At 43.2% G+C, this 17492-nt stretch carries 15 protein-coding genes and 1 tRNA gene; 5 read left to right on the forward strand and 11 right to left on the reverse strand.

Annotated elements, in window-relative coordinates; translation table 11 throughout:
- The first annotated feature begins 29 nt into the window (after nt 1-29).
- Complete coding sequence (locus HUZ36_RS17215) at nt 30-2702, forward strand: ATP-binding protein (protein WP_176033521.1); 2673 nt, start codon at nt 30-32, stop codon at nt 2700-2702.
- Here the strand turns inward: HUZ36_RS17215 and rimI are convergent.
- From rimI to guaB, 5 genes are all read right to left on the reverse strand, one after another.
- Nucleotides 2699-3151 (reverse strand): ribosomal protein S18-alanine N-acetyltransferase, encoded by a 453-nt coding sequence (gene rimI, locus HUZ36_RS17220; protein WP_128730030.1) that lies wholly within the window; start codon nt 3149-3151, stop codon nt 2699-2701. The two genes, HUZ36_RS17215 and rimI, sit on opposite strands and share 4 nt — an antisense overlap.
- Nucleotides 3141-3437, reverse strand: a complete 297-nt coding sequence (locus tag HUZ36_RS17225; RefSeq protein WP_128730029.1) for a hypothetical protein — start codon at nt 3435-3437, stop codon at nt 3141-3143. The genes rimI and HUZ36_RS17225 overlap by 11 nt, the downstream gene beginning before the upstream one ends.
- A 64-nt stretch (nt 3438-3501) precedes the next feature.
- Nucleotides 3502-3578: transfer RNA gene (locus tag HUZ36_RS17230), tRNA-Trp, on the reverse strand.
- A gap of 149 nt (nt 3579-3727) precedes the next feature.
- Nucleotides 3728-5302: a glutamine-hydrolyzing GMP synthase gene (gene guaA / locus HUZ36_RS17235; protein WP_088529796.1), complete on the reverse strand. Its 1575-nt coding sequence runs from the start codon at nt 5300-5302 to the stop codon at nt 3728-3730.
- Nucleotides 5303-5407: 105 nt separating this feature from the next.
- Complete coding sequence (gene guaB, locus HUZ36_RS17240) at nt 5408-6877, reverse strand: IMP dehydrogenase (protein ID WP_125253248.1); 1470 nt, start codon at nt 6875-6877, stop codon at nt 5408-5410.
- A 131-nt stretch (nt 6878-7008) separates the two neighbouring features.
- Between guaB and xseA the strand changes: the two genes are divergently transcribed.
- Complete coding sequence (xseA, locus tag HUZ36_RS17245) at nt 7009-8346, forward strand: exodeoxyribonuclease VII large subunit (protein ID WP_176033522.1); 1338 nt, start codon at nt 7009-7011, stop codon at nt 8344-8346.
- 49 nt (nt 8347-8395) lie between these two features.
- On the opposite strand, the gene cysE is transcribed toward xseA, so the two are convergent.
- Nucleotides 8396-9217 carry a serine O-acetyltransferase gene (gene cysE / locus HUZ36_RS17250; RefSeq protein WP_125253250.1) on the reverse strand — a complete coding sequence of 274 codons (822 nt, stop codon included), beginning with the start codon at nt 9215-9217 and terminating at the stop codon, nt 8396-8398.
- 236 nt (nt 9218-9453) lie between these two features.
- On the opposite strand from cysE, the gene HUZ36_RS17255 reads away from it, so the two are divergent.
- Nucleotides 9454-9861, forward strand: a complete 408-nt coding sequence (locus tag HUZ36_RS17255) for a diacylglycerol kinase (protein WP_125253251.1) — start codon at nt 9454-9456, stop codon at nt 9859-9861.
- 73 nt (nt 9862-9934) lie between these two features.
- Here HUZ36_RS17255 and HUZ36_RS17260 read toward each other — a convergent pair whose 3' ends face one another.
- Complete coding sequence (locus HUZ36_RS17260; RefSeq protein WP_176033523.1) at nt 9935-12811, reverse strand: M16 family metallopeptidase; 2877 nt, start codon at nt 12809-12811, stop codon at nt 9935-9937.
- Nucleotides 12812-13079: 268 nt separating this feature from the next.
- On the opposite strand from HUZ36_RS17260, the gene HUZ36_RS17265 reads away from it, so the two are divergent.
- A complete protein-coding gene (locus HUZ36_RS17265; protein WP_176033524.1) occupies nt 13080-14036 on the forward strand; it encodes a methylenetetrahydrofolate reductase in 957 nt (318 codons plus the stop codon).
- A 67-nt stretch (nt 14037-14103) separates the two neighbouring features.
- On the opposite strand, the gene HUZ36_RS17270 is transcribed toward HUZ36_RS17265, so the two are convergent.
- The 3 genes from HUZ36_RS17270 to folB are packed head-to-tail and all read right to left on the reverse strand — an operon-like array spanning nt 14104 to nt 15747.
- The gene (locus HUZ36_RS17270) at nt 14104-14904 is read right to left on the reverse strand and encodes an undecaprenyl-diphosphate phosphatase (protein ID WP_176033525.1); all 801 of its coding nucleotides are present in this window, start codon (nt 14902-14904) and stop codon (nt 14104-14106) included.
- Nucleotides 14901-15389, reverse strand: coding sequence for a 2-amino-4-hydroxy-6-hydroxymethyldihydropteridine diphosphokinase (folK, locus tag HUZ36_RS17275; protein ID WP_125253255.1), 489 nt, complete (start codon nt 15387-15389; stop codon nt 14901-14903). Before folK ends, HUZ36_RS17270 begins: the two co-directional genes overlap by 4 nt.
- Before the next feature lie 7 nt (nt 15390-15396).
- Nucleotides 15397-15747, reverse strand: coding sequence for a dihydroneopterin aldolase (folB, locus tag HUZ36_RS17280; RefSeq protein ID WP_128730021.1), 351 nt, complete (start codon nt 15745-15747; stop codon nt 15397-15399).
- A 125-nt stretch (nt 15748-15872) separates the two neighbouring features.
- On the opposite strand from folB, the gene plsY reads away from it, so the two are divergent.
- The gene (plsY, locus tag HUZ36_RS17285; RefSeq protein WP_125253257.1) at nt 15873-16463 is read left to right on the forward strand and encodes a glycerol-3-phosphate 1-O-acyltransferase PlsY; all 591 of its coding nucleotides are present in this window, start codon (nt 15873-15875) and stop codon (nt 16461-16463) included.
- 11 nt (nt 16464-16474) lie between these two features.
- Here plsY and tsaD read toward each other — a convergent pair whose 3' ends face one another.
- Nucleotides 16475-17488 carry a tRNA (adenosine(37)-N6)-threonylcarbamoyltransferase complex transferase subunit TsaD gene (tsaD, locus tag HUZ36_RS17290; RefSeq protein ID WP_147390896.1) on the reverse strand — a complete coding sequence of 338 codons (1014 nt, stop codon included), beginning with the start codon at nt 17486-17488 and terminating at the stop codon, nt 16475-16477.
- Nucleotides 17489-17492: the final 4 nt, after the last annotated feature.

The following is a 17492-nucleotide window of genomic DNA, read 5'->3' on the forward strand; positions in this document are numbered from 1 at the left end:
ACATTGTGTGGCAGGGCAGCTAAGTATCCATGAAAACAAGCAAGTTAAGTATTCGACTCCTTTGGTATATCACCCCGTTGGTGATCTTACCCTTGCTATTTCTTGGTGGGTTCACTCTCACAAACGTCACCAGTTCAACGCAACAACAAGCAAAGCTTATTGTTAGTCGCTTCGTCGAGCAACAACAACAAAAGATGTTCAATTATATTGAGATCTATCAATCTACAACCAAGCTGCTTTCAACCTCTCCTGTACTCAGCGACTTTTTAAATTCAAGCCACCTTGAAAGGATGGAAAAAACCAAACGCTTGGGGGCATTGATGGATGTTTTTGCCAGTTACAGTGAAGCGTATCCCGATATCATCAGCATAAACTTGTTGGCTCCTAGCGGTCAAAGTGCCGCGTTTTATTCTAGCAACTTGGGGGAAGCGCCTCATGCTTATCCTTTCGCAAAACAAATCTTACAAAGCAACTTGCGCCAGCATCAATTTATGGTGGCCTCAAGCGCTGGTACCCAACTGTACTTTGTCCAACAAGTTTATGGTGTTGACTACGAGTTAAAACAGCCGCGGCAACAAGGTTATATTGTTGTTCAAGTTTCTCCCACTTTACTCAGCACCAGTATTCTTGAAGCGCCGTATGATAATACCTTAAACTTACTAGTCGGTATTGACGGTGAAATATTATTTAGCTCCGACACCCACCTTATTGGTAGCTATTTAAGCGCAACGGAAATAAATGAAATCAGCAATATCGCAGATTTAGGTCGGCTAGACTCGATGCAAATCAGCAGCATCGATAACTCTGAACGAATGACTTATAGCGCTCAGCTAAGTGGCGGCTACTTTTATATCTCTACGATCCCCAAATCTTTACTGTACCGTTCTGGCAAAACGATTAGCCTTATCACTGCACTTATCGTCATCTTATCCGTTGTCACTTTACCAATATTAATTTTTATCGTTGTACGCAACTTACTACTCAACCCTATTGAATTACTTGGTGAAGCCAGTCACCGAGTTGGTGATGGTGATTTAATGGTCGCGCTGCCAGAACACAACTCTGATGAAGTAGGTATTTTGTTTAAAGACTTCAATCACATGATTTATCAGATCCGTACCTTTCAGCGCGAATTAGAAGACTACAAAGAGCATCTAGAGGAAAAAGTTGAGAACCGTACCAAGGAGCTAGAAAAAACAAACAGCAAACTTGAAGCTGCCATTATTGAAGCCGAGCAAGCTAATCAGCTAAAAAGCCGATTTTTAGCTAATATGAGTCATGAAATACGCACGCCATTGACCGCCATCATGGGATTTACCGAGCAACTCATACAACACCCGGACTCTCCTACAGCAAAGCAGCATCTCAACACCATATTACGAAACTCCAAACACTTACTAGAGCTAATTAATAACATTTTAGACCTATCAAAAATAGAGGCTGAAAAACTGGATGTTGAGGAATCAGAAGTGCAACTGATGCCACTTATCAGTGATGTTGAATCTATTATTGAACCGATGACAAATGAAAAATTACTCAGCTTTTCAACAGAGTTTGCTCTGCCTCTTCCGGATAAGCTGTACACTGATATCACTCGCCTCAAACAAATTTTATTAAATATTGCCACTAATGCGGTAAAGTTTACGGAGTATGGTGGCGTGCATCTAAAAGTTGAGTTTGAGCCAACAGCAGAAAAGTTTATTTTCAGTATTAGAGATACTGGGATTGGCATGTCCCGTAGTGAACTAGAACGCGCTTTTAAGCCCTTTGAACAAGCAGATACCACCACAACCCGGCGCTTTGGTGGCACCGGTCTTGGGCTTTGTATCTCTAAAAACTTAGCGCAATTGCTCGGTGGTGATGTCCGTGTACGTAGTCAACAAGGTAGTGGTAGCTTGTTTGCTATAGAAGTAGCCGGCAACTTTCATGGTAGAAACTATGATTGGCTTGATGCGCTTGAACGCACTCAACCACAAGAGCTAGATAAGACCCAAGTGGCTGCGGTAAAAGAAATCGATGCAAAAGTCTTAGTTGCAGAGGATAACCCTGATAATCAAGAGTTAATTACCCTACTCCTGTCGAATTGGGGGATCATCCCTGATATCGCCAGTAATGGAGCTGAAGCGGTAGAAATGGCGCTTGTTGAGGACTATCAACTTATTTTAATGGACATGCAAATGCCTGTAATGGGAGGAGAAGAAGCTACACAGATGCTCCGACATGCCGCCTATGATGGCCCAATCATTGCCTTAACGGCTAACGTCATGAAGCATGATATTGATAATCACGTTGAGGCAGGATGTGATGCTACCCTTGGTAAACCAATAGATAAAGATCAGCTAGGTAAATTATTAATCCAGTACCTAGAAATTCAAAATGATAAAGCCTCTTCTTGGGATGCATTACTACAAACAGAAAAGTTTTTACAGATCAGTCGTAACTATGTAGAAAAGCTCCCTGCACAGCTTACAGAGCTGCAAGCGCTCTACGATGAGCATGAATGGGAATCGTTAAGAGCCTTAGCTCATAGTATTAAGGGCAGTGCGGGCTGTTTTGGTTTTATGAATATTCATGAGGCGGCAGGAGAGCTTGAAAGCAGCCTAAAAAATGTTAAAAGCGGTGATCATCACTATTACTTGCTCAAGCTAACGGAAGCCATACGTTATACATTGCTAATGGATAAAGCCACCAGTAACGGTTAAAGGGTTAGCATTGGTAACGCCATTAATACAGCATCCTCACGACCATCTGTGCTTGGGTAGTAGTGCTTTCTCAACCCCATCTCAACAAAACCAAAGTGTTGATATAGAGAAATCGCAGCAACATTCGATGCCCTCACCTCAAGAAAGATATTTTCGGCTTGTAATGCGTCAGCTCGCGCTAATAGCGCTTCCATCAATAATTTCGCATAACCACGACCTTGATGCTCGGGATGAATACAAATGTCCATTAAAGTGAGATCTGGCCCTGCTCGTTCAGCAATATAAAAACCAATCAATGTTTGCTCATCAGCAAGGCAAGCATTAAAGTAACGACCATGAAGACAAGACTGCATCGTCTTTTCAGTCCAAGGAAACGCGTGACAGGCGCGCTCAACCTGCATGATTTTCTCAAGCGGAAACTGTAATAACCCACCTTGCTCAATTTGCATTCTGTTGGTTCCAAATTAATTGCCACAATACACGCTTTTGTGCACTACTAAGCTGCGTGCTTGGCAGGCTCAGACACCCTTCAGTAAACTGAATATCCTCTCCCACAACCACTTCCACCGTGGCACCAACAGCAATTTCAATATCTTGCAAAAGCCTTGCTGGGATTTTGAGCTGCTCTACACCTAAAGAGGTATTTAGTTCAGACTGTTTAGCGTCTAAATGGGCAAATACTGGATTTAACTTAAGTGGTACTATATCGAGAATATCTGCGTAAATTGGATTCATTGCTGTGCAGTTTACTTTTTAAATGGAGTTTACTTTGAAAGTGTACGAAGTGCAAAATAAGAAGTGGCAGGGGCGGCAGGACTCGAACCCGCAACCATCGGTTTTGGAGACCGCTGTTCTACCAATTGGAACTACGCCCCTGCAATGTCGACGCATTATAATGAGCTTTTTAAAAAGGTAAAGTGAAAAAACCACTTTTTTGGTTCAACTGCTTCTAAAATAAGCAAAAGGGCGAATATTTACCATATTCGCCCTTTCCTTTGGCTAAGTGTTAGCTCATTGTGGAAACATTATTCCCACTCGATTGTCGCTGGCGGCTTACCAGAAACATCGTAAACCACGCGAGAAATACCATCAATTTCGTTAATGATACGGTTTGAAACGTGGCCTAGTAGCTCGTATGGTAAATGCGACCAACGTGCTGTCATAAAGTCGATAGTTTCAACACAACGTAGTGAGATCACCCAGTCGTATTTACGTGCATCACCCATCACGCCAACAGAGCGTACCGGTAGGAATACGGCGAATGCTTGAGACACTTTGTGATATAGATCTGCTTTATGTAGCTCTTCAATGAAGATAGCGTCAGCACGGCGCAGTAAGTCGCAGTATTCTTTCTTGATTTCGCCAAGTACACGAACACCAAGACCTGGACCTGGGAACGGGTGACGATAAAGCATGTCATACGGTAGACCAAGCTCTAGACCAATCTTGCGAACTTCATCTTTAAATAGTTCACGCAGTGGCTCAACCAGACCAAGCTCCATATCTTCAGGTAACCCACCGACATTGTGGTGAGATTTGATCACATGCGCTTTACCTGTTTTAGATGCTGCCGATTCGATAACATCAGGGTAAATCGTACCTTGTGCTAACCATTTCGCGTTTACGCGCTGGCTGGCTTGCTCATCGAATACTTCAATAAAGGTGTGGCCAATTGCTTTACGTTTGTCTTCAGGGTCATTTAAACCGTTCAGCGCGTTAAGGAAACGCTCTTCAGCTTCGACCTTGATGATGTTCAGACCAAACTTATCACCGAACATATCCATTACTTGCTGGCCTTCATTCAAACGCAGTAGGCCATTATCAACAAATACACAGGTTAGCTTGTCGCCAATTGCACGGTGAATAAGCATCGCAACCACTGATGAATCAACACCACCAGATAGACCGAGGATAACTTCGTCATCCCCTACTTTCTCTTTGATACGCTCAATTGCATCTTCAATGATTTGCTCAGGAGTCCATAACTTTTCACAACCACAGATATCAATTGCAAAACGCTCAAGTAAACGCAGACCTTGCTGAGTATGTGTCACCTCAGGGTGGAACTGTACACCGTAAAAACGCTTTTCTTCCCAAGACATTGCCGCATGTGGGCAAGTATCCGTTCTCGCTGAAGTTTTGAATGTATCTGGGATTTTAGCAACCTTATCGCCGTGGCTCATCCACACATCTAGATAACCTGCACCATCTTCGATATGATCTTCAATCGCTTCAAATAGCTTACAGTCACCCACTTTCTCTACTTTTGCGTAGCCGAATTCTTTTTTATCTGAGCTATGTACTTGACCACCAAGCTGCATTGCCATGGTCTGCATACCATAACAGATACCCAGTACTGGCACGCCCGCCTCGAATACGTAATCTGGTGCTTTCGGGCTACCTTCTAGTGTCGTTGACTCTGGGCCGCCTGAAAGAATGATACCTTGCGGGTTGAACTCACGGATCTGCTCTTCTGTCACATCCCAAGCCCATAGCTCACAGTAAACACCAATTTCACGTACACGACGTGCGATTAACTGAGTGTATTGTGAACCAAAGTCTAAGATCAAAATTCGGGAATCGTGGATATCTTTGCTCATTGATAATCTCGTTAGTTAGGAACTAAACAGGATAAAGCCGCATTGCGTCTCTATCAAAAGTAATAAGGGCTAGCAACTTGCTAGCCCAGAAACACGCCTTAAGGCTTAACCCATACGGTAGTTAGGTGCCTCTTTGGTGATCTGCACGTCATGTACGTGAGATTCACCCATACCCGCAGAAGTAACACGTACAAACTGCGGCTTAGTATTTAATTCAGTGATGGTTGCACAACCTGTTAGACCCATTGCACTGCGAATACCGCCGATTTGCTGATGGATAATCGTTGCGATTGGTCCTTTGTAAGCAACACGACCTTCGATACCTTCTGGTACCAGTTTGTCTGCTTCATTTGATTTTTGGAAGTAACGGTCAGAAGACCCTTCTTTTTGGTTCATCGCACCCAAGCTACCCATACCGCGGTAAGACTTGTAGTAACGGCCTTGGTATAGTTCAACTTCGCCAGGAGATTCTTCTGTACCCGCTAGCATTGAACCCACCATTACACATGCAGCACCAGCAACTAGCGCTTTTACGATGTCACCAGAGAAACGGATACCACCATCAGCAATAACAGGAATGTCACGGCCTTTTAAGCCTTCAACAGCATCAGAGATAGCAGTAATTTGCGGCACACCACAACCAGTCACGATGCGCGTGGTACAGATTGAGCCCGGACCAATACCCACTTTGACAGCGTCAGCACCAGCATCAGCAAGCGCTATTGCACCCTCCGCTGTTGCTACGTTACCTGCAACGATTTGTAGCTCAGGGTAAGCTTCACGGGTTGCTTTAACACGGTCAATTACACCTTGAGAATGGCCGTGAGAAGTATCGATTAGTAGTACATCAACACCCGCTTCAACCAAAGCTGCGATACGCTCGTCAGTACCAGCGCCAACACCAACCGCAGCCCCCACGCGAAGACGACCTTGCTCATCTTTACACGCGTTTGGTTTCTCTTGTGCTTTTTGGTAGTCCTTAACAGTGATCATGCCTTTTAGTGCAAATGCGTCATCAACCACAAGGATCTTTTCGATACGGTGTTCGTGCATTAGACCAAGGATCTCTTCGCGAGATGCCCCTTCTTTTACCGTAACTAAGTCATCTTTTTTCGTCATGACCGTTGAAACCGCTTTTTCAAGTTTAGTTTCAAAACGCATATCACGACTCGTCACGATGCCTTCAAGTTGATTGTTGGCACCAACGACAGGGAAACCTGAGAATCCTTTATCCTGAGCAAGCTCCATTGCTTCTGCAATTGTAAGATCAGAAGTTACTGTCACAGGGAAAGAGATAATACCCGCTTCATACGTTTTTACTTTACGTACGTTACGAGCTTGCTCTTCGATAGTCATGTTTTTGTGGATAAAACCAATACCACCTTCTTGTGCCAGAGCGATCGCTAAGCGCGCTTCTGTCACCGTATCCATTGAAGCGGAAACAAGCGGTAGATTTAATTCAATCCCACGAGTCAAACGCGTTTTCAGGTTTGCTGTGTGAGGAAGAACAGTTGAATGAGCTGGTACTAAAAGTACGTCGTCAAAGGTAAGGGCTTCTTTTGCAATTCTTAGCATGTTCGCGGCTTCTCTCAAGTGAACTGAGTATAAGGAATTGCGTGCGAATTTTATCAGCGTTCCTTATGCGAGTAAATAAAATTTAGCAAAAAATATGATAAAGTAACTGTGAATTTTTTATGGAGGCCAACATGGGATACCCCAATAATAATAAAACCTATTCTGTATCAAGACTTAACAGAGAAATACGCTCACTCTTAGAGCAAGGTTTTGCCTCTGTACAACTCACCGGAGAAATTTCAAACTTTGTTGCTCCGGCCTCAGGGCATTGGTATTTTTCTCTGAAAGATGAAAAAGCACAGATAAAAGCGGCCATGTGGAGAGGGAATAATCGCTATTGTAACCACCGCCCAAGCAACGGTCAGCAAGTAGTCGTGCAAGCAAGAGTCTCCGTCTATGAGCCTCGAGGTGATTACCAATTAATTGTTGAACAGCTCGCGCCTGCTGGTGAAGGACTGTTAAAACAGCAGTTTGATGCACTTAAAATGCAGCTTGCTGCGCAGGGACTATTTTCAGCCAGTCACAAAAAGCCACTACCCAATATTATCAATCGCGTAGGTGTCATCACCTCTGCCACGGGTGCGGCCATTAAAGATATTTTAACGGTACTAAAACGCAGAGCGCCACAATTACAAGTTGTCATCTACCCAGCACTTGTACAAGGCGAGGAAGCCAAGCAACAAATTTGCAAACAAATTGCGCAAGCCAATGCAAGGCGCGAAGTCGATGTCTTGATAGTTGGCCGTGGTGGCGGCTCATTGGAAGACTTGTGGAGCTTTAACGAGGAATCCGTCGCACAAGCTATTTTTACCAGTTCACTCCCCATAATCAGTGCGGTAGGCCATGAAATAGATACGACAATTAGCGACTATGTTGCGGATGTAAGGGCACCGACCCCATCTGCAGCAGCTGAACTGGTAAGCCCTGACTCAGAAGCGCTTAAGCAGCGTGCTCTACAATTACTACAATACTTACAGCAAGCCTTTGATCGCCGACTTGAGCAAGCATCACAGCGATTAGCAAACTTCGAAGCGCGACTACAATTGCAGCACCCCAAAAATCAGCTGATGCAGCAAGCGCAGCGTATTGATGAATTAGAGCAGCGGTTGACCCGTGCGCAAAGTCACCTGCTGCGCCAAAAACAATCCCAGTATCATTTACTCCAGCACCGTTTCGATAGGCTGCATCCGGAACAAAAAATTACTCACTATAAACAAGTGGTGGACTCGTTGAGTGACAAGCTTTATTCCGCTATGGAGCAAAAGCTTAACCTGCAAAGGCATCGACTTGCCGTTAGTAGCGCCAAGCTTGATAGCGTCAGCCCATTAGCCGTGCTTGCTCGTGGTTACAGCATCGCTAAACAAGCCGATACTGTCATAAAATCAGTAAAAGATGTCGACCCAGATAAGCCAATTACCACTCAGTTGGCAGATGGTGAAGTGATATCGCTGGTAAAGAAAATTCAATAAGCAGTTAGCAAGATGGGGAAATAACTCCCCATCTTATCGTGTGATAACCTTACAACATTGCTGAGGTGATTGACTCATTTTCGAGCCGGTCTTCATCTTCAAGGAAATTCTGATTCATACTTTCAGCAGGACATGGGCAAGAGGGCTTGCCAACAACCTTGGCAGGAATACCCACCACCGTCGTATGTGGTGCTACCGGACTTAATACTACAGAGCCTGCGCCAATGCGGGCTCCCTCTCCCACTTCGATATTGCCAAGCACTTTGGCACCTGCACCAATCAGTACACCTGCACGGATTTTAGGGTGACGATCACCTTGTTCGTTCCCCGTTCCCCCTAAGGTTACAGATTGAAGAATAGACACATTATCTTCAATAACCGCAGTTTCACCAATAACTATACCAGTCGCATGGTCAAACATAATACCATGACCGACTTTACAAGCAGGATGGATGTCAACACCGAATACTTCAGAAGTTCTGCTTTGGATAAAACGAGCAAGTTCTTTTCTGTCTTGGCGCCAGAGGCAGTATGCAAGTCGATGTGCTTGGATTGCATGAAAACCTTTCAAATTTAAAATTACGTTGAGATAACTATCGGCAGCAGGGTCACGATCTTTAACTGCTTTTATGTCATGCGCAACATGAGTCAACATGGTATCGCAGTGTACAAAGGCCTGATCGAACAACTCTCGGATAGTAAACGCAGATACGACAGCATCGGCAAGTTTATTTGCAACAATAAAACTTAACGCTGCGCCAAGACACTCATGGTTTAAAATACTCGAGTATACGTGGCTTGCCAGTAATGGCTCTCGCGCAACTAGCTCATTGGCTTCTTCGCGTAACTTGTTCCAGATCTCATGTCTCATGTAATGTACTTCCGATAATACTGATGCTTAATATAGTGTAACGCTTAGATTGATTCAGTGTCATGTATTATAAAAAATCAGGCTTCAAACACTTGGTTATATCTAATAACCAACATATTAAAATACGGTTTAGATATACCAAGTAGACCATAGATTCTTACAATTTAGTACTGTCGAGCTAGACAGTTCTTCGTATAATACGCCCCATTGCATACTACCAACGCAGGATCGAGAATATGTCGATAAAGATCAAGACCACGGATAGCAACAAACCAAATGGCACAGGGCTTGCTCGACTTATCAAAGCAACCCATTGCTCAGTGAAAGGGATGAAAGCGGCGTACAAAGAAGAGTCTGCATTTAGACAAGAAACTTGGTTGCTAATAGTGAGTATTCCTTTATCCATTGTGCTAGCGCAAAGCATTGCTCAATGGGCACTGTTAGTCGGTAGTGTGCTGTTAATATTAGTGATTGAACTTATCAACTCAGCAATTGAAGCACTTACAGACAGAGTGAGTACCGAACATCACTTATTATCTGGTCGTGCAAAAGATATGGCTTCAGCTGCCGTAACACTAACATTACTAATTGCATTTCTAATTTGGGTAACCGCAGCGATAGAGTGGTTCAACACCATTACCTAAAATTATCCGTGACTTTGACACAAAAAATGGCGGCTAAAAACTTAGCCGCCATTTTCATTACTCAGTGCACTGATTATTTAAACACTTTTTCTACATCTAGCGTTTTAATATTCTGACTTGGAATATTCAGTGGATACGTGGCAATTTCAGCATCTTCTGCCAACAGTGCTTCTGGCTTTTTCGTGTTATAGGTCATAGGTGATGACTGCTTATCACTTAAACGTTTTGCCATGTCTTTAGCGTCACCCGTGATAAATACATAGTGAATATTGTCGGTCTGCAAATTCTCTTTGATGACACGGTTGATGTCATCAACAGATAGAGACTGCAATTGCTCAGTCACATACTTCACAAATTCATCGGTATTGTAAAATTGACTATCTAACGCATAGCCTAGCTGCCTATCTTGGCTCGCCACCATTTGCGGCACAAAGTTAATTAAGAAGTTACGTGTCGCCTCAAAATCGGCTTTGCTCATCCCCTCTTTGATCAGCTTATCTAGCTCAAATAAGGCAGTACGTGTTGCAAAGTGTGCGTCATTATTAGAGCGCAGTGGGCGTAACCATACTTGGAAGATCTGCTCACTACGGCCTAAGTTTGCGTCAGGCTTGGTTTGGAACATCCCGCGAGGGAAGTATTCAATATACGCATAATCGCCATAGTTCATGCCACGAACTTGACGAATGCGTTGATACAAGTGACTGTTAGCGCTGCGGTGCTCACCAAAGTATGAGCGCACCAACCAAAGCGCAGCCCAGTCTTTGTTGCTACGAATAGTGTCAATTGGGAAACCAAAAGAGACTGCTGTCGACTTGGCATTTTTCTCTACAATCGTCGCATGACGCCCTAACAATGTTGGCGCATCAGGCACTTGTAAACGTGCTTCTTGGCCTTTTGGCAGTGTCGCAAGATCACTGAACATTTCTTCTTTTAGCTGTTTATCAAGCGCACCTGTAATACCCACGTTAAGTTTTGCTTGGGTAAACTGCTGAGCATAAAACGCTTTCACATCATCCAATGTAATCGCTTCTAGGTCAGATAAATCACCAAAATTGTAGCTTTCGTATGGGTGACCTTGATACAACTCATGATATAGCACTTCTTTACCTAACTCTTCGTCATTCGATGCTTTTAGGCCAGCTTTGATGCTATCGATAAGCTCTTTTTTCAGTCGATTAAAGTCGTCCTCTCTAAAGCCTGGTGCCAGCAACTGCTGACTCACAATGCCATACCACTGCTCTGCATTGTCTTTGTGAATACGGCCTCGTAGAGAAATCATTTCTTTATCAATTTGATAGCCAAAACTACCCGCAATTGGATAAAGCGCTTTTTGAATCTCTTTGTAAGATTGTGATTCACTACCACCTTTGGCTATCATTGCAGCCGTCAACGCAGCAAGCCCTTTTTTGCCTTCAGGATCAGCGGCGGCACCGGTATAAAACAGGAAGTTTACATCCACCAGTGGAGAGTTATTGGTTTTATCTAGTACATTAAAATGACGTGTTGCAGGCTTGTCCATTTTTGCAACTAACTTGTCTAGCTCGACTTCTTTATCAAAGCCTGATACGGACTCAAGCGCCGACATAGTCACCGTAGTACGGCTACTATCGACAAAGTATTTATTGGCAATATCACGTATATCTTTTGCAGTTACTTGGTCAGCTGTCGCATACAGCTCATTGATAACCTCAGGATCTCGCTCAAAATGCACATAACGTGCAAGTGTAGAAGCAATTGCTTGCGATGAGTCAAGGCCGTTAATAAAGCTATACTTTGAGTTAGATTTAAGCGCTGCCAACTTATTTTCGTCGACTAATTCTGTGCGAGCTTTTGCATATGTATTGTTAATCGCATCACGTACTGTCGCTAAATCTTTTTCGTTTTCCACTTTAACAAATACATGCAAAAGCCCTGGATCTTTAGTCTCAGGGTTGTAGGTAAACATTTGACTTGCCAGCTGCTTGTCTACTACCAACTCCTGGTATAACTCAGAGTTACTAGAGAAATAAAGCTGCGAGATCAGATCAAGTGCTGCACGATCTTTTTTCTTCGGCTCCCATGCAGCTCCTTTATAAGAAACAAGCAACCAGTGCCCTGGCAAGCCGTCATATTTCTCGTGCACATAACGTGCTTGCTCTTGCTTTGGCTCGACTGGAATATCGGCTTGATAATCACCTCTTTTCCAGTTGCCCCAATGCTTTTTCACCATCGCTATGGTTGCTTTAGGGTCAACATCGCCCACGATCACCAGTGATACATATTCAGGCTTATAGAAGCGCTCAAAGAATGTTTTACCATAGGCCATTTGATCAGGCATTGCCTCAATGTCTTCAAAAAAGCCCATCGTGGTATGCTTATAAGTATGTTTGTCGAATGCTTCTTTTCTTACCGCAGAAAGTAACTTACGCACAGGACTTGCATTGTTTTTAAGGTACTCTCCTTTGACAGTGAGCGCCTCGGTACGGAACTGCTCTTCACTGTACGTTAGGTTTTGGAAAATATCAGCTTCAATTTCCAACACTTTATCTAAGTGCTGTTTGGAGAAGTTTAAATGATAGTTGGTAAAATCATTGGTTGTATAAGCGCGATTATCAACACCTGAATTTTTCAAAATATCTGAGTACACATCTTGAGGATATTTTTCTGAGCCTTTAAACATCATGTGTTCAAAGAAATGAGCAAAGCCTGTTTTTCCGGCTTCAACTTCATTGCGAGAGCCAACTGATACTGGAATTTGTAGTGATACTACATCAGGGTAATTGGTTTTTACTACCATGACACGAAGACCGTTTTCTAACTCTTCGAGTACGTAATCTTGGGCAAATACTTTATTTGACTGAGCGGCTTGAGCACCAGCAGCTGCATTCTGTGTACTATCGGCATTAGTCATAGCACAACCACTAAGCGCTAGGCTCACGGCAAAACTAGTTGCTAGTAATTTGAATTTCATGGATTGGTTCCTAATCATATTTTTATTCTAAATAAGTAGTGATCACTTACTTCAGCAAACTTCTTGATTATGCCCCAAAGCGATACTCATTCGCTAATTTACGAGATGATTTACCCTCTTAATATGTAAACAATTATGACATTTTACCTTTGGCACTTGAGAGAAATTCATAATTATTGAAATTCTTTCATTAAAAAAATCTATCTAGACGTCTAAATGGCTGCTATATTAGTAAAGAGATACTGAAATGCTTTTGTGGACGCAGATTATGGCTTTAACGCTTCAAGAGAAAATCATTGACCCTAACCAAGGGGTATATTTAATTGGTACCACACCACCAAAGATAGGCACCACACCCGAGCAGCTCAAAGCAATCGCAGCTAAGTTGCTAGGACGTTTACATGAAATCGAATACGACGGTGTGATTATTTACGATATTCAAGATGAAAGCAGCCGCACTCAGGTACCGCGCCCATTCCCATTCAAGCACACCGTTGACCCTTGTGAGTATAGCCAGTTGATCCGTGAATTATCGCACCTTGATGTTATTACCTATAAAAGCGTAGCACAGCGTGACGGAGAAGCATTTAGTAATTGGCTTAACAGCACTAAACGACAACATGGATTGAACAATCTGGTGTTAGTTGGAAGCCCTTCTTCAACAGGCGATATTAAGCTGCCATTATCAGAAGCTTATAAGGTGTTAAAGCACCATCAAGAGGAGTTTTTCTTAGGTGGTGTAACCATCGCGGAGCGTCATGCTAGTAAGCGTAATGAGCACGAAAGATTGATTGATAAAACAGTCCAAGGCTGCCAGTTTTTTGTCTCTCAAGCTGTCTATGATGCCCAAGCAACCATAGATCTGATCACAAGCTATGCTCGTACTTGCAAGCAACAGGGCACGACACCAAAACGTATTATTTTAACTTTTACTCCTTGTGGTGGAGAGAAGACTTTACAGTTTATGCAGTGGCTGGGTATATCCGTACCAGAGGCTACTAAGTGGCGTATGTTAGATGCAGAAAATACACTGAGCGAGTCCATTAGAATTTGTAGAGAAAATCTAGATCAAATCTTAAAAAGTTGTTCACACTTAGATATTTCTCTTGGTTTGAATATTGAGAGTTTAACGAACCGTAAAGAAGAAATTGATGCCTCTATCAATCTGTATCGCCTACTCAAAGCAACCATGGAATTGAGCCTTGCAGAAAAACAAATTGCTTAATCATTGTATAAATGAAAAAGCCAGCTTGACTCCACAAACTGGCTTTTACCTAACCGGACTAGAAAGATTAGCTAAAACTTAAGAAAGCGATTAGCCCTACTCCAAGTAATAAACGATATATAACAAATGGCATCATACCCATACGTTCGATAATTTTTAGAAAGAAGAATATACACGCATAAGCTGAAACAAACGACAATACCGCGCCACTTAGGAGGGCATTCCAATCAACCACTTCATCGCCCATTGCCAATTCTAAACTATAGTAAAGCCCCATCATCGAAATCACAGGAATAGACATCAAAAACGAAAATCTTGCGGCACTTTTCTTATCAAGCCCTAGCAATAATCCGGCTGTAATTGTGATCCCAGATCGCGATGTTCCAGGAATAACCGCAGTAATTTGCGCCAGTCCAAGTATCAATGCACTTTTCCAATTTAGCGCAAACTCGTCTTTGATCTGTTTTGCTTTCACATCGGCATACCACAGCAATAAACCAAAAACGATAGTAGAGATTGCAATAACCCACGCACTGCGTAAGTAGATTTCGACAATATCTTTTAATAGAGGCGCCAGTAATACAAATGGAATTGTCGCAACAACAATACACCATGTCAGGCGGCTCTCTTTTGAATGCTGACCTGAAAACGATTTAAACCAGCCAGATAATAAGCTTACTATGTCGTGCCGAAAATAAATAACGACGGCAAGCAAGGTTCCTACATGAACAGCAACATCAAAAGCCAACCCCTGATCTTGCCATCCTAGTACCTGTGAAGGCAGTAACAAGTGTGCTGAACTAGAAATAGGTAAAAACTCAGTGAGACCCTGAATGATTGCAAGGACAACAATCTCGATAAAACTCATAACTTGGGAAACTCCACTTTCCATAATTTTTGACTTGGGTTGTGATATTCCTGCCACAACTGAGCGATTGATTTCCCCTCAACAGGGTGAATAAAATCAGCGGCAAGTTCAGCTAATGGCTGAAGCACAAAAGCATTTTTGGTTATTTCATCCCTTGGCAGCTGAGCTGGTGATGAACAAATAAGGTGATCATAAAAAAGAATATCGAGATCTAAGGTACGCGGGCTAAACTTTTTTTCGTTACAGCGACGACCATGATCGTACTCTATCGACTTAAGTCGCGTATAAACCTCATTTAAAGACATTGGCGTGTGTGCAGCAAATACTGAGTTATAAAAATTACTACCGGTAAAACCGACAGCCTCACTCTCAAATACACTTGAATGTCGGTAATTTGGAAAATGCTTTATGAGTGTTTGTAAACCACTTAGTAAGTTTTTTTCTTTCTCAATATTGGAGCCAAGGCTGATAAAAATTTGTGCCATGATAATGCTACTTCTTACGCACAATTTCTACACCCACCGTTTGTGCTTGCGCCACGGCTGCGGGTTTGCTTACTTTTATAAGTACTTGCTGTACATTAAATTCATTTAAAATCATTGCCGCTAGCTGCTCGACTAAAGTTTCGAGTAATTCTACTGGCTTGGCTTGAGTATGCGCGATAATACGTTCACTGACTTTGGCATAATCCACGGCCAAATTAATGTCGTCGAGGCGCGCTGCGGCGCTAATATCGGTCAACATCTCAACATCAAAGTAAAGGCTTTGTTTACTTTCTTTTTCAAAGTCGTACACTCCTATTATGGCTTCGACGTGTAGCTGTGAGATATAGACTTTATCCATGTAAACTCCAAACATGTTTATCGCTTTTATCTTCCCGCATTAAATAAAGCGCAAGTGCGCTAAATTGCAGGACTTAAGACCGCCGATCATAGCCCAAAACAACGCAATAAAAAATAAGGAAGACAGTGTTAATCAGTTTAATGTGCGTATGTGCTTATTTATTAGGATCGATTTCCTCCGCAATTCTGGTGTGTCGACTGTTCAAGCTTCCAGATCCGCGCTTTAGTGGCTCCAACAATCCAGGTGCGACCAATGTATTGCGGTTAGGAGGAAAGGTCCCTGCTGTGCTAGTGCTTATCTTTGATATTTTAAAGGGCACCATTCCAGTATGGGGTGCCTATTTCTTAAATATAGAGCCTCTTTGGTTAGGCGCTATTGCGGTGAGTGCATGCCTTGGACACATTTACCCTGTGTTTTTTCACTTTAATGGCGGTAAAGCAGTGGCAACAGCGTTTGGAGCGCTCTTACCTATTGGTTTATCACTTGGTGGATTGTTGATAAGTACTTGGCTTGTAGTACTGGCGCTAACGCGTTACTCGTCATTGGCAGCAATCGTCGCGGTCGCTGCTGCGCCACTTTATACTTGGTGGATAAAACCATTATATACGTTACCGGTGAGCTTTTTGACCGTCGTCATTATCTTTCGTCACCGAGCTAACATCAAAAGGCTCCTTGCAGGTAAGGAGCCAAAGGTGGGTAAAAAGTCTAAAGATTAACGTAAGATAGCCTACACTTTTTCAAGGCTATCTAAAGGCCAACGTGGCTTAGTTTTCATATCAAGCGGCGCATACTGCCCGGCCTTTAAGCGCTGCATACCAGCATAAGCAATCATAGCTCCGTTGTCTGTGCAAAACTCAGTTCGAGGATAATACACACGACCTTTCATCCCCTGCATCATACGTTCAAGCTTTTGTCTTAGTTCGGTGTTAGCACTAACACCACCAGCAATCACAAGGCTTTTAATGCCCGTTTCTTTTAAAGCACGCTTACATTTTATCGCTAGCGTCTCGACCACAGCGGTCTGAAAGGCATGAGCAATATCCGCTTTGGTTTGCTCATCATCTCCTTCGTTACGGATGGTATTTGCAGCCGCTGTTTTTAAGCCACTAAAACTAAAATCTAATCCGGGTCTATCGGTCATCGGTTTTGGAAAGGTAAAACGTCCCGGCTGACCTTGCGTCGCCATTTTAGCCAGCATAGGACCGCCCGGATAATCAAGACCCAGTAATTTGGCTGTTTTATCAAATGCTTCGCCAGCAGCATCATCCACTGACTCACCAAGCACTTCATATTCACCAATACCAGACACCTTAACCATCATCGTGTGACCACCAGATACAAGTAGCGCAACAAACGGAAACTCCGGCTTATCATCTTCAAGCATAGGTGCCAGCAAATGACCTTCCATATGATGAACAGCAACAGCTGGTACTCCCCAACCAAACGCTAACGAGCGACCGATTGAAGTACCCACCAGCAATGCCCCGACTAAACCAGGACCTGCGGTATAAGCAATCCCATCTAGATCTTCAGGGCCACAACCTGCCTCTGCAAAAGCAGCTTCAATAAGCGGGATAGTCTTGCGCACGTGATCGCGAGAAGCAAGCTCTGGTACCACCCCACCATAATCTGCATGCACCTTCACCTGAGAATATAATTGATGTGCTAATAGCCCTTGCTCATCATCATAGATAGCAATACCAGTCTCATCACACGAGGACTCTATACCTAAAATACGCAAGTTA

Source organism: Pseudoalteromonas sp. McH1-7, from assembly GCF_013366255.1.
In the GTDB taxonomy this organism is placed as follows: domain Bacteria; phylum Pseudomonadota; class Gammaproteobacteria; order Enterobacterales; family Alteromonadaceae; genus Pseudoalteromonas; species Pseudoalteromonas peptidolytica.